The following is a 12,952-nucleotide window of genomic DNA, read 5'->3' on the forward strand; positions in this document are numbered from 1 at the left end:
ATGTGATTTGTATATGAGTCTTGTGCTAACAAACTAAAATAATCTAATATAAAGAAATAAAGAAAATTCATTATCTGTATAAGAGATGTTCAACTCTCCATTATACTTATCGACAATTCCTCTAATATTCTCAATACCATATCCATGAGAATTACTATCTTTTTTATCTGAAACAAATAATTCATGTTTTTTATTAATAGGATTTACTTTATTATTTGTCAACAAATAGCTAAAATACTCTTTCTCACAACGAGCCTTTAACACCACTTTTCTATTTGATAAATCTGATATTTTTAAAGATGCTTCTATAGCATTATCCAAAGAATTTGAAAAAATAGTACACAAATCTATAGGCTCTATACCTAAGTGATTGTCTATATCTATATTAAAATGGACATCAACTCCATTTTCTTCTAACTTTGTATGACGAAGATTTAAAATTGAATTAAGAGCTTGATTTTTACAAAATTGCTTGCCACTAAGAGTGCCAAGTCCTATTTTCAACTGATTAAAATATTCTTTAGCTCCATCAATATCTTCCACCTCTAAATACGATTCAATCATTTGAAAGTGGTTATTCATATCATGACGTATTTTACGTATTTGAATCTGTTGATTTTCTAGTAAGTTGTAGTATTTTTCTTTTATGTGATTTGCTTGATTTTCTATCTTCATCTTTACATTTTCAATTAATGGTTGTAAAAGAAGTATTACACCAATATTTGCTATAATTGCTGATAAAATGATTATATAAGTGCCATAAGAATCACCTAAGATAATATTGTTTTTACTACCCATAGGAATTAAGTTAGTTGGTGGCAGAATAATAGCAATTAATATTGATAAAAATGAAGCTATACAGACCATGTCGATAAAAATCCATATCTTGTTTGATAGGTACTGTTTTATGTTGACTAATCTATTTTTTAAGAACATGTGTATAAAAAACCAAAACAATAATTTTATTATAGCAGAGACTATCTTAACAATTGAAAGTATTAAAAGATACTCACTTGAACAGATAAGTTCCCTATATAGAGGGTTGTTTATAAAAAGAAAATTGATACCAACTATAATAGGGTAGAGTATCATGATAATTGATACTATGGGAATCAATCTACTTTTACTACAGATTATAAGCATTATCATATACCCAAGTAATGTAAATAAAATATTTACAGGGTCGGAAGCCCATATTATCATCTGGCTGATAATAGAGTAACCAAAAATCAATATGACTTTAAAAATCCAATGGTTTCTAAAGTCTATAAAATAAGAAGTCAACTTATAAAGAAAAAAAGCTATGTAAATATTAATTAAAACGATGATAAAAGTTGTGCCATTATTAAGTAAAGAATAAGAGTTCATCTAAGATACCTTTCTAAAAAATCGTATTCTAATATGTATTTTAAAACTAAGATTTTAATATATTATCTTGAATTTAAATTTTTAATATATCTTTAAAAATAAAGATTCTAACTCATTCTTGAGTTTAAGTTTTTAATATCATTTTTAAAATTAAGTTTCCAATATATACCTTGTAAATTTTCCTACAACTTCTTGATACTTTTGACGGCTTATAGGAATTTTTTCATTATGAACTTTAGCATAAGTTTGATTTACACTATCTACATGGTTTAGATTAACAATATACCTTTGATGTGTGCGTACAAAGTTAGATGGAAGAACAGTTTCCATATCGTTTAACTTCCCATAATATTCTAAAGTTCTATCAGAGGTCACTACAGTCAATTTTCTTAGCTCACTTTTAAAGTAGATAATGTCTTTCATATTGATTTTACAAAGGTTAGTTCCAATTTGAACTGTAATAAAGTTTTCTTTCCATTGTTCTAATTTTTTTAGTGCCTCTTTTAGTACCTCGGATATTTTTTCACTTTTGTAAGGCTTTAAGATATAGTTCAAAGCACCTACATCATACCCATGAAACACATAATCAGAAAAACCTGTGACAAAGATAATTATAGTATCTTCTGAGTATCTTCGTATAGTCTTTGCTATATCAACACCATTGCTTTCACCAAGTTCAATATCTAAAAAAATAATATCCATATAATAGCTTTCTTGCTCTAGGTTGTATATTAGGCTTTCACCATTTGAATACTCTTTTATTTGGCATGGGTAACCCCACAAATCCATTTCCCTTGTAATGATTTTATTTAACATATTTCTTTGTTGTTTTTCATCATCACAAATACAAATCGAAATCAATGTGTAATCTCCTTTCAAGTTTTATGTTTATATAATTAAGTATATAATATATCTTGCTACCTAGATATATATAATGAGATAACAAATATATCTAAGTAGCAAAATAAAGTTTTCTATATCAGGATAGATGATACCTAAAACTATTTTATTAAACTTATTTTGAGATTCCAATGGCTTTTCTTACTTTGAAATCCCAATAATATTTTTGAATTTCTTATAAGTTAACAGATATACAAGGTACATATAGATACCACAAATCCCTATAAGACCTAAGTTTATCAAAAGAGCATGCACCTCGCTGTTGACAATTCTACTATCATTGTTAATCATAATCATAAAATTAAATAGATAGATTACAAAACTTCCTACAATAAGAGGGTATGAAAATACTTTCTTTAATTGATTTTTAATACAGAATTTTATATAGTCGTTATTAGCTCCTAATCGACTTAAGTCCATAAAAACTTGCTTATGATTCATAGCTATAGTGACACCTCTTGTATATGCAATGATTCCAACTGCTGCGAAACAGATGATTGCTACATATATAAATAACATTAAAAAGACTGCCATATTTTTTATCATATCTTGGCTTTGTAAAATTTTAAAGTTGGGATAGTATTTCCAATTAAGGTACAGTTGATTATTGTCTGGTTCTAATTTTAGAGGTCCTTCTCCACTTGTATATCTCTCATCCATAAAATACTTCTCTCCAGTTGATTCATAACGTTTTTTTACATACTCATCATAACCAGTAAACATACCCAGTTCTTTAGATGTTCTTTTTATAATCTCTGCCTTTAAATCATTAGCAAAAGCATAAGTATCTTTAGAATTATCTACATTAAATAGTACAGAATTATTGTAATTTTTTATAGATAAATCTTTAGTAAATGCTTTATAATCATTTTCATTAAGAACATAAACATTCATACTTTTGTTTTGAAAAAAAGAGCCATTAAAGATTAGATTTCCAGCATGTCTAAAAGGCATTTCTTTTTCTGTTACTGGACTTGATATAAATTTGGTATAATCGTAGTCTTGATTTTCATTCTCTTTATTTACAACAGCAAGATATTCACCATTTTTTATATTTATTGGTTTCCCAATTAATTTAGAAAAATCTTTAGAATTAAAGAACATGTCATAGGAACTTTTTTTCAGGTATACATTGTCAATAGTTCCATTTTTATGACGTGTTGACTCCACACCATCAACAATCAATTCAATAGAAGGAAGTTCCATATAGTTGTGAATATCTATATTGTATTTATCTGCTAATTGTTCAATATCTTTTTTTGATACCTGTTTATCTCTTTGATTGTAGGTAAAAGTGTAATCGATAGGGTTGTTTTTAATATTATCATAAATTCCTGTGACCATATTAGGAATATAGAATATAGCAAATAATGCTCCTGCAATTAAAAATGAAATAACACACATATTTTTTACTGTCTGTCTTCCCATAAATCTCATCATACTAGTTGATATGATATTTTTGTAGTATTTCTCAGGGTGTTTTCCTCTTTTTGCATGTACTACTATATATGTCATAACCATGTAGATTCCAATAGCAGAGAATAGGTAGGTAATACTCCATATAGATGGTAATACATAGTTTAATTTATCTATAACTATTGAAGGTACAATATAACCTAAAATAATACCTAGTATAACAAAAATCATGCCTAATATACCATACCATTCCTTTACATCCTGTATTGGTTCAGATATTCTCTGGTCATTTAGTATATCAATTATATTTGTACGATTGATAAATTTTGATGAAAGCATAAATATACAAAATGTCACAAATATACAGAATATAAATCCATATATGAATCCTTGAGTCCCAAAATGATATGTCATTTCTCTAGTGTCAATAATCACTAATTGGAATATCTTCCAGATTCCAAAAGAGACAGGTACACTCAATAAAAGACCTAAAAAACAGCATATTATAGAAATCAACAATATTTCTGAGAATAGAAGTTTTTTTAATTTTTTCTTATCTGCTCCTAGAGCCATGAAAATACCAATTTCTTTACTTTTAAATTTTAAAAATAGGGAAGAAGCATATGTAGTAAAGACAGCACATCCTAATATAGCAACTGAGAATATCATTGTAGCTTGTTTTCTACTATCTCCACCAGTTGGGAGGATATTTTGTACTGTTGGGCTAAAATAAATTAGAGCATATGAAGTAACTAGTACTACAGAAAGTATTATACAAAAGAATAGGGTAGTATAGTTCTTCCAATTGTAGGCTCGAAGTTTTCCATATAACTTATTAATTGTCATCTTGAGCGCCTCCCATTTCTTTTAAAAGTTCTAGTAATTCATCTAGAAATTCACGTCTTGAATTTGATTTTACAACCTCCTTATAAACTGTTCCATCTTTAAGGACAATAACACGGTCACAGAAGCTTGCTGCAAAGCTATCGTGTGTAACCATAAGTATAGTAGCATCTAACTCCTGTTTTGCTTTTAGAAACGAATCAATAACTGTACGACAAGACTTACTATCAAGGTTACCAGTTGGCTCATCTGCTAATATTAAATCAGGGTTATTCATAAGTGCTCTTGCTACTGCTGTACGTTGCTTTTCTCCACCAGATATTTCAGCGGGGTATTTTTTTCTAATATGTTCAATACCGAATAGTTCGCATAGACTAATGGCACGATTTTCCATTTGTAAGACTTGACCACCTTTGATAATTTGTGGAACACATATATTTTCAAAGACGCTAAGACCATCAAATAGCATGAAGTCTTGGAATACAAATCCTAATTGTTGGTTTCTAACTTCAGAAAGTTCTTTTTCTTGTAAATTTCTTATATTATTGTTTCCAAGAGTTATTTCGCCATCGTCAATTGGAATAAAGCATGAGATACAATTTAGGAGAGTGGTTTTTCCACTTCCTGATGAACCCATAATTGCTACAAATTCACCTTTGTTGATTTCAAAAGAAATATTTTTTAATACTGGATATGTTTTATTACCTGTTTTGTATGATTTACATAAGTGGTTTACTTTAAGCATATATACCATCCTCGCTTTCATTTATCTTGTAAGTCAATGATAGCATTTTAAAGGGGTAGAGAAATACCAGCCCTATTGTAAGAATTGGATGTTTTTTTGTAATACTTGAAAATGTATTATTGATTATGCAAAATTCTATGAAGTAGGAACTCTGTGATTTCAGTCATGGTAGGTTCAAAGTGTGAGAGGTAGTATAGTTTATGGTTCTGTTGAGTAGTGATAGTGAGAAAGTTTATAAGTGTGCTTATAGGTATCGATTATCATGGTAGAGTAAGATAATATATTGAGAAAAAGGGTCATGGAGTAGTGAAGTAGTATTTAGAAAAGATTTTAAAAAATATATGTGATAGAATTGGAAAGGGATACTATAGTATTAAACCAAATAAATTGCTAAAAAATTTAAAGTTTGGTGTTAAAAATATAAAAGAACTACTAATATAAAAATCATAATGAGCCTATAGAAAATATAAATAGAGATTTAAAAATATCCTAAAAAGCGATAGAGACACCTTTAAGATAGTCAAATAATCTCCATATCATCGTAAATTATTATAATAAAGACATTAATTTCTTACCAAAAAAGATACTACAATCAACAATGAAAAAACAATTGAAAGTATCGAAAAAGTAAAGTGAGAATTTGAGTCATTATTACGGTTATTAAGTTTTATCCATAAACCACATATAATTGTGAACAATAATAAAATTGCTGATATTACTCCTATAAATGTAAAAAACATTAAAACTCCCTCCCTATTTAATGTAAATATCTTTTAGTCAATGAGAATATTTTCAACCATTACCAGGGCTATACAGCAAAAAAGCTAATATATCATTATTTTATAGTATCTACTAGAAGTAAATCTAACTGAAAATCTATTAGACTATTCCTTTGTTCAACATTCATAATATCAATACCACTATACTTAAAAAAAGCATCAGAACGAAGGCAAAGCAACTGAATAAATGAAGTTATTTGATAAGCAATAGTTCTGTATTCAGCCTCAATTTTTTTATTGTTCTGATTTTCATAATGAGCTTTAACTAAAGGAAGTATCTCGAATGGATAAATAATTTCCTCTTGTACCAATATGTAGGGTACAGAAACTCTTATAAATTGACTATGTGCGTCTATAAATTCAAAAAATGCAATTATTATTTCTCGTAACTGCTGTTTAGGCACTAAATCTTTAATATCATGTGAGGCTTTATACTCATCCATATGACACTTTAAAAACTTTTTAATAGCAGTATTAACTAATGCTTCTTTAGATTTAAAACAATAGTTAATCATAGCTAAATTGACATTTGCCTTAGCTACAATTTCTCTAGCTGTAATGCTTGAAATATCTTTATGCGAAGATAATAACTGGATTGTGGCATTAATTAGCTGTTCTTTTGTAGAATCTGTTCTCATAATTTTCCCCTCAAAAATTTCCCTATAAAAAAATTAAACGTGTTTAATACACGTTTAGATACTATCATGAAAATTTTGGGATGTCAATGGGTGCTTAGACCTTTATAAGGGGGATTTGAACTTCTGTAAGATAATTCTCAGGATTTGATTCATTATGCTCACCTTTATGACCAAGCTGTCTATTTACACCTGACATCTTATAATCACTATTCTTATCCAACCAATAACAAAAGGATTCATATGCACCAGCTATATTTTCATATGGTCCATATACCATGGTGCATGCCATTATATCAACTTCTTCTGTCTCGCGATATGTAAATTTGGACTTATTCTTTCCAAACTTCTTTACGACCATTCCAACCTCAACATCTACGCCATTACCTGTAAGCTCTTCATCATGATAAAACGCTATATTATTGTTGGATTGACGTGATACTTCTATATGTTCCTCATTAATAAAATCAGATAACTTTTTCCAGAGGATACCTTCATAGAAGTAGTCTGGTATTATTTCTCTAAGAGATATGATTTTATAACTTGGAATTTTCTTAAAGACAACATTATGACGAATCTCATCTTTATCACATTTTAAGGCTTCTATAAATTTATCAATTTTATTTATTCTCTGTTTCTCTTGTTGTATTTCCTTTTGTATTTCATTCTTTTTCCGATTTAATTCCTGAATCACAAATTCATCATCCCAATTATGTAATATATTTGATATTTCTGCAACACTAAACTTTGAATCTCTTAATAAGACGATTTTTTGCAAAGTTGAAATCTGTTCAACTGAGTATAGGCGATAACCTGTATATTTATCTATTTCTGCTGGTTTTAAAATACCAAGTTCATCATAATAACGTAACATACGAATAGATATCTGTGTCAATTTTGAAACTTCTCCAATTTTAAACATGAAAATGCGACCTCCTTTTCACTTATAATCAGTATATATTTTGTTTTTATATACTTCAAGCGTTTAGGAAAATACGTTAAGGTTGCAAATCTAGCTCAAATTCAAAATCATTTGACTTTATCTGTTCAATTTCAGAATCTACTTTTTGTTTGAATTTATTAGAATAAAGTATGTATACAACAAATACTAGTCCAAATACTATTTGTACATATTGAGATATTACACATAATTTAATAGAGTATTGAGATAACAATTGGATATTAAAAAAATTGTACATCATATGGACAAATCCAGCTGCTAAAATGCTTCTATTGGTATTTATATACACAAAATTAATTATAAAGGTTAAAAGTACAATGTTTGGTATAAATAAAACTGCATTAAATAAAGAATCTTGTGCTAGATTATAGGGCATTTGACCAAAAGTAAAATAAGACCCTATATACCAAATTCCACAAATAATTCCTAAAATAATTGAAGAAGTTGTAAATCCAAATCTTACTAAGAGTTTGTCAATACAGTATCCTCTCCATCCTGCTTCTTGACTAAGTATACTTAATATAAAGCTTGATAATAGCATGAATGCAATTTTAGAAGGTTCATATATTGACATATGCATCAAATTTATATTAGAAGTTTTCTCATTAAAATGATTACCTATTATTAAAGAAACTATAAAGATTGAGGCAAAGAATAGTATTGTAAATAATGGCCATTTTATGCCCATTTCTTTAAAGCTAAAAACTCTATAAGAAAAATCTTTTTTTGCATTATCTGGATATATGGTAGAGATAAAAAATAGACCTACAATAGCTGGTGATGTATATCCAAGATAAAAAATAAGTTCTCCAAGTATAGTACCAGTAATCCCGAGCAGTGCAGGTGTAAGACTGAATATCCAATTTAATAATAAAGTAAATGTAAAAAAATAGCTTAAGTGTTTATTTGTATTAAAAGGGGTATTATATATTTGCATCTTTTCACTATCCTTTCATTTTATAAGAGCGTTTTAATTTGTATTAGTTGATTTTTTTGTAATAAGGTATAATCTAGTAGCAACTCTCAGTTATGATAATATATTATTTCTTATATTTTTGCTAATTGTTTCTACACTAAATATGATTAGTTAGCATTTAACACTGACCAAATATGTTGTACTGTTTTGATTATAATATAGGTCAAAAATATAAAATTAGTTATATTAATAAAATACTTTAAGATTTATTAAATGTTTAGCTTTTCTCTAATATTTTTTATGTAACGGCGATTAATAATAACCTTTTCATTATTTGTTAAAGTGGCTTGCATACGATTATGTGATATTATTTTTATGCTTTCTATGTAGTCCCTATTTAAAATCATGGATTTAGATATTCGTGAGAAGGACGTATTAACTAATAATTTTGATAATTTATATATCTTTAAATCAATTTCAAACACATCATCCTCATAATAAGCAAATGTCTTGTTTCCTACTGTCTCAAAATATAAAATATCACAGACATTAAGTTTATAAATCTCTCCTGATTTTTTCCCTTTTATATCAAGTAGTGGTGTACTTAATAATGAAATTATTTTCTCGATGTTATTATCTAAGGTAGAGCATTTTATAGTTATCTCAATATCATCGCAATTAGTAGCTTGTTCGACATGTATTTTCATTAATCATCACCTCATTTTATTACTGTCATTAGAATAGCATTATATCTTATTGAGTCCAACTAGATGCGTTCTGAATTTCAAATTAAGTATAGTGAAATTCAAAAACAAAATAGTGAAATTCAAATTTGAGGTTGCAAAATTCAAAAAAATACTATAGATATTTGGATTATTTTTCCAAATATCATAGTATTTTTCATAGAATATATCTAATTATCTTACAAATGGACCTATTTTATGATTTTATATATTGTCAAAATTATTTCTTAAATACCAAAATATTTTTGGATAGTGTATCAATACTGTTTGATAAAGTATTTAATTTACCTTCAATTCTAACCAATAAATACATGGATAGGGCTATAGGGAAACCAACATTTGTTATTAACAGCTGTAAACTATCGTCCATGAAATTAACCTCCTATTCTATAACTAAGTCATAAGGAGTGGTATTTGTTTCTACAACCTTAGCTTCAACAGCAGAAGCAAGGTCGAATCCTCCAACTGAAAAAATATTTTTAGATATTATTAAATCCATAACAGATTTTATATCTTCTTCAGTTAAGTTATCTTTTGGATTTTCTATAGAAAAAGAAACTTGCTTATCCTTTATATTTTTAAAACTCATGACTAATTTTTTCTTAATCTCCATACAGTTACCTCCGTTATAATAATTTATATTTTTAATTGTTACTATTAGTGGTTGATTTTAATTGTTGTTGGTATATTTAAAAGATATTATTTAGATAATGATGTACTGTCTAATTTTAAAATATCTACAATAGGGTTTTCTTGAAGCCCTGCTATTGCTTCTGCAACAGTATAAACATCATCATCTAATGCTTCTGCCTTTACGTTTGCAAATGACTTACTTTTAATAACCGCCTTACCCTTATCATCAAAACCAGCATCCAATTTTAATTTTATACTAGATAAATTTTTTGTTGAAACAACTGCCATAAAATTACCTCCTAAAAATTTAATTTCAAAGATTTGTCGACTTTCTTTGGTAACTATAATACTATCATCTAAGATAATATCGGAGTTAAACAGTAATTTCTTAAGATTATTTGTGTAAATTTTTATTGGAAAAATTTTGATGTAGGTATATTTATTTAATTTATATGTTATATTTGAAGACTTATTTTCAATATTTTTGATGTGGTATTTGTGTGTTTTTCTAGGACTTTGAGCTATTGCTGTTTGAAATTGTGTGTGTCTAAAATTAAATACTCAAAGATTGGGGAGTGTTTAAAAAATTATTAAATTTAATCTGTAAATAAAAAAGTTAAAAGTCCAATATTAACATTTTACTTTTAAACCATTAAAATCTTTATTAAGGCCAACAAAGTTATTATGTTATGAAAAATTTTATTAAGTTTATTAAAAGGAGTAAATTTTTTGTTCAGATAAATAAAGTTATTAGATTAAGAAGATTTATATTGGAGCAAATGAAAGTGTAAAATTAATAAGCATTTTTTTTAGTAAATAGTGTTAATTGAGTCAATAGAGTTGATTGAAAATCAACAAAGTTAATTGATTTAATAGAACTGATTGAGTCAATAGAGCTGATTGAAAATCAACAAAGTTAATTGATTTAATAATATACTGAATAAAAACTTTGTTAAGGCTATAAAAAATATTTTAAGGGGGAATGTAGTTTATGAAAATAAAATTAGAGGATATACCAGTTCAGTTTCATGCAATGATAGAAATAGTGGGGATTGATAAGTTCATAGAGATTGCTAAGTTGTATGGAGGGACAAACACCTATATACCAACATGTAAGGGCCTTTTTAGATATGCAAGAGATAGGGAGATAGTAAAACAGTTTAATGGAGTAAATTACAACGAGTTGGCTATTAAGTATAATATGTGTGTAAGTAATCTTAAGCGAATATTAAATGAAAATGGAATATAAAATATAATACAAAATGTCTCATAAAGTCTAAAGATAAAAGACAGAAAAGACATTTTGCAAAATTTTTTTAGACAAAAAAACTAAAATTACTGCTTTTTAATTTAAATACATTGTATATTCTATAAAAGAATTTGTTAGATACTGGAGATATATTGAGAATGTAAAGAAAATAGTCGAAAATATTTGTTGGCTAAAAAATAGATAAAATGATACAATTGCTTGTACAAAGGGGAAAAAACAGTAAATAAGCTATATAAATAAAAAAATATAAATTAATATGACATAATATATTTGTATTTTTAAGGATATAAATAGATATTTTAAGGAATAAGTTATGTAATTAAAAAAAATATATATTTATATTTAAACTATTGTGTTATTTATATAAAAATAATAATTAACTTGTTACAAGCACTTATTAATAGAGATGGGGGAAATAGAGATGAGTAATGGATTTTACAAATTGAATTCAGCGGTATTGGGTTTTGATATAAAGAATGATATTAACAAAATAAGATTTAATCACTATATAATGAGAAAAGAAAATATACAAAGGTTTCAAGGTACTTTACCAATGGGTCAATTTTATATGACAGTGAGAAGAACTGCTACAGACTTACATCTGTCTATTTCTACTATAAGTAGGCTTGTAAGAGAGTTTTTGGATTTAGGAATAATAAGGTTGGTATCTAAAGGTGTAAAAGGTAAAAACCATTCTATATATAGTTACGTAAGTGTAGAATTTGATGGAAACTTATCTGAAAACACTCACATGGAAGGTGATGTTAATGGGGATTTAGTTGATAGTGATATAGAATTTGATTATGATGATAAAGAGGAATCCTTTAATAGTGGCGTGAATGTAGAGCTTGAGTATAAAGATAATAAGGATTTGTCTAACGATACAGAGTATAGTCGTGATAATTTCCATAGCAAAGACACTATAATTAATAAATCCATTTCTAATATTAACACTATCAAAAACTATATCAATGAATCCTTTAATATAAAAAAATCAAAAGAGGACAACTCTAATCTACTATCAAAACCAATAAATCTAAACCTTAACGATACGTACAATGACATATATAAAAGAGTTAATAATAGTATAGAAAATAATCAAGTTAAAAATGTCATAAAATCCAGCAATAGCAAAATATCCAGTGATATAGGTATCACAAGTAAAAATAATTCCTTTAATCGCATTCATAATATACAAAAAGAAACTAAATCTGTAACAAGTAAAAAAGAATCTTTAAATAAATTTAATAAAAAAAATATACAACAAAACATTATAAACATGCTAAACAAAAAATCAGGAAAGAATTTTAAAATCAATTCTCCAATAAGTATAAAACTTATCAATGAAAGGCTAAAGGAAGGTTATGTCTTAGAAGATTTCTACAGAGTTATTGAGGTAAAAGTAGCTAAGTGGAAGAATACCATAATGGAAATGTATATAAGACCAGAGACTTTATTTAGCTATAAATTTGAATCATATGTGAATGAAAACATATCTATAAAAAGTCAAAACAATGTTTATCAGTGTAAAGAGGGTAATAGTCATCACAACTGTAATTATGGACATTCTAACTATACAACATATGACAATAGTAGTCGTGAGAGAAAAAAACATGAGAATGTAAGGTACTGGAATCCTATATGTGAAATTTAATTAGTATAATAATGTATTCGTAGCTAATTGTCGTATTATAACTAATAATCATATTGTAACTGACAATGTATTCATAATAAACAGTGTAT

Annotated in this window: 14 protein-coding genes; 2 read left to right on the top strand and 12 right to left on the bottom strand. The window is 27.0% G+C overall.

From position 1 onward, the window contains the following. Positions 1 to 33: 33 nt before the first annotated feature. From Q3223_RS08530 to Q3223_RS08585, 12 genes are all read right to left on the bottom strand, one after another. Positions 34 to 1,368: a sensor histidine kinase gene (locus Q3223_RS08530; protein WP_054269132.1), complete on the bottom strand. Its 1,335-nt coding sequence runs from the start codon at positions 1,366 to 1,368 to the stop codon at positions 34 to 36. A gap of 150 nt (positions 1,369 to 1,518) precedes the next feature. After that, a complete protein-coding gene (locus Q3223_RS08535; RefSeq protein WP_054269133.1) occupies positions 1,519 to 2,229 on the bottom strand; it encodes a LytTR family DNA-binding domain-containing protein in 711 nt (236 codons plus the stop codon). 180 nt (positions 2,230 to 2,409) lie between these two features. Beyond that, positions 2,410 to 4,530, bottom strand: a complete 2,121-nt coding sequence (locus Q3223_RS08540; RefSeq protein WP_407811847.1) for an FtsX-like permease family protein — start codon at positions 4,528 to 4,530, stop codon at positions 2,410 to 2,412. Next, positions 4,520 to 5,272 carry an ABC transporter ATP-binding protein gene (locus Q3223_RS08545; RefSeq protein ID WP_054275871.1) on the bottom strand — a complete coding sequence of 251 codons (753 nt, stop codon included), beginning with the start codon at positions 5,270 to 5,272 and terminating at the stop codon, positions 4,520 to 4,522. The genes Q3223_RS08540 and Q3223_RS08545 overlap by 11 nt, the downstream gene beginning before the upstream one ends. 563 nt (positions 5,273 to 5,835) lie before the next feature. Continuing rightward, on the bottom strand, positions 5,836 to 6,012 hold the full coding sequence (locus tag Q3223_RS08550; protein WP_054269136.1) for a hypothetical protein: 177 nt from the start codon (positions 6,010 to 6,012) through the stop codon (positions 5,836 to 5,838). A 95-nt stretch (positions 6,013 to 6,107) separates the two neighbouring features. Then, positions 6,108 to 6,689 (bottom strand): TetR/AcrR family transcriptional regulator, encoded by a 582-nt coding sequence (locus Q3223_RS08555; RefSeq protein WP_219673758.1) that lies wholly within the window; start codon positions 6,687 to 6,689, stop codon positions 6,108 to 6,110. A 94-nt stretch (positions 6,690 to 6,783) separates the two neighbouring features. Beyond that, positions 6,784 to 7,608, bottom strand: a complete 825-nt coding sequence (locus tag Q3223_RS08560) for a MerR family transcriptional regulator (protein ID WP_054275873.1) — start codon at positions 7,606 to 7,608, stop codon at positions 6,784 to 6,786. 76 nt (positions 7,609 to 7,684) lie between these two features. Beyond that, a complete protein-coding gene (locus Q3223_RS08565) occupies positions 7,685 to 8,584 on the bottom strand; it encodes a CPBP family intramembrane glutamic endopeptidase (protein WP_407811848.1) in 900 nt (299 codons plus the stop codon). 248 nt (positions 8,585 to 8,832) lie between these two features. Next, positions 8,833 to 9,270, bottom strand: a complete 438-nt coding sequence (locus tag Q3223_RS08570) for a LytTR family DNA-binding domain-containing protein (RefSeq protein ID WP_054269140.1) — start codon at positions 9,268 to 9,270, stop codon at positions 8,833 to 8,835. 256 nt (positions 9,271 to 9,526) lie between these two features. Beyond that, positions 9,527 to 9,676, bottom strand: a complete 150-nt coding sequence (locus Q3223_RS08575) for a YvrJ family protein (protein ID WP_054269141.1) — start codon at positions 9,674 to 9,676, stop codon at positions 9,527 to 9,529. 12 nt (positions 9,677 to 9,688) lie between these two features. Further along, the gene (locus Q3223_RS08580) at positions 9,689 to 9,919 is read right to left on the bottom strand and encodes a DUF2922 domain-containing protein (RefSeq protein WP_054269142.1); all 231 of its coding nucleotides are present in this window, start codon (positions 9,917 to 9,919) and stop codon (positions 9,689 to 9,691) included. A gap of 86 nt (positions 9,920 to 10,005) precedes the next feature. Continuing rightward, positions 10,006 to 10,227 (bottom strand): DUF1659 domain-containing protein, encoded by a 222-nt coding sequence (locus Q3223_RS08585; protein ID WP_054269143.1) that lies wholly within the window; start codon positions 10,225 to 10,227, stop codon positions 10,006 to 10,008. Positions 10,228 to 10,930: 703 nt separating this feature from the next. On the opposite strand from Q3223_RS08585, the gene Q3223_RS08590 reads away from it, so the two are divergent. Both Q3223_RS08590 and Q3223_RS08595 read left to right on the top strand, forming a co-directional pair. After that, a complete protein-coding gene (locus Q3223_RS08590) occupies positions 10,931 to 11,188 on the top strand; it encodes a Mor transcription activator family protein (RefSeq protein WP_054269144.1) in 258 nt (85 codons plus the stop codon). Between the two features lie 442 nt (positions 11,189 to 11,630). Next, complete coding sequence (locus Q3223_RS08595) at positions 11,631 to 12,863, top strand: conserved phage C-terminal domain-containing protein (protein ID WP_407811849.1); 1,233 nt, start codon at positions 11,631 to 11,633, stop codon at positions 12,861 to 12,863. Positions 12,864 to 12,952 lie beyond the last annotated feature (89 nt).

The sequence above is a fragment of the Clostridioides sp. GD02367 genome, assembly GCF_045900275.1.
Lineage (GTDB): Bacteria > Bacillota > Clostridia > Peptostreptococcales > Peptostreptococcaceae > Clostridioides > Clostridioides difficile_A.

What these genes read in the sequence shown, in the direction of transcription:
- Q3223_RS08530 (WP_054269132.1), bottom strand. Translation starts at nt 1,368, where the DNA reads ATGAACTCTTATTCTTTACTTAATAATGGCACAACTTTTATCATCGTT.
- Q3223_RS08540 (WP_407811847.1), bottom strand. Translation starts at nt 4,530, where the DNA reads ATGACAATTAATAAGTTATATGGAAAACTTCGAGCCTACAATTGGAAG.
- Q3223_RS08545 (WP_054275871.1), bottom strand. Translation starts at nt 5,272, where the DNA reads ATGCTTAAAGTAAACCACTTATGTAAATCATACAAAACAGGTAATAAA.
- Q3223_RS08550 (WP_054269136.1), bottom strand. Translation starts at nt 6,012, where the DNA reads ATGTTTTTTACATTTATAGGAGTAATATCAGCAATTTTATTATTGTTC.
- Q3223_RS08555 (WP_219673758.1), bottom strand. Translation starts at nt 6,689, where the DNA reads ATGAGAACAGATTCTACAAAAGAACAGCTAATTAATGCCACAATCCAG.
- Q3223_RS08560 (WP_054275873.1), bottom strand. Translation starts at nt 7,608, where the DNA reads ATGTTTAAAATTGGAGAAGTTTCAAAATTGACACAGATATCTATTCGT.
- Q3223_RS08565 (WP_407811848.1), bottom strand. Translation starts at nt 8,584, where the DNA reads ATGCAAATATATAATACCCCTTTTAATACAAATAAACACTTAAGCTAT.
- Q3223_RS08570 (WP_054269140.1), bottom strand. Translation starts at nt 9,270, where the DNA reads ATGAAAATACATGTCGAACAAGCTACTAATTGCGATGATATTGAGATA.
- Q3223_RS08575 (WP_054269141.1), bottom strand. Translation starts at nt 9,676, where the DNA reads ATGGACGATAGTTTACAGCTGTTAATAACAAATGTTGGTTTCCCTATA.
- Q3223_RS08580 (WP_054269142.1), bottom strand. Translation starts at nt 9,919, where the DNA reads ATGGAGATTAAGAAAAAATTAGTCATGAGTTTTAAAAATATAAAGGAT.
- Q3223_RS08585 (WP_054269143.1), bottom strand. Translation starts at nt 10,227, where the DNA reads ATGGCAGTTGTTTCAACAAAAAATTTATCTAGTATAAAATTAAAATTG.
- Q3223_RS08590 (WP_054269144.1), top strand. Translation starts at nt 10,931, where the DNA reads ATGAAAATAAAATTAGAGGATATACCAGTTCAGTTTCATGCAATGATA.
- Q3223_RS08595 (WP_407811849.1), top strand. Translation starts at nt 11,631, where the DNA reads ATGAGTAATGGATTTTACAAATTGAATTCAGCGGTATTGGGTTTTGAT.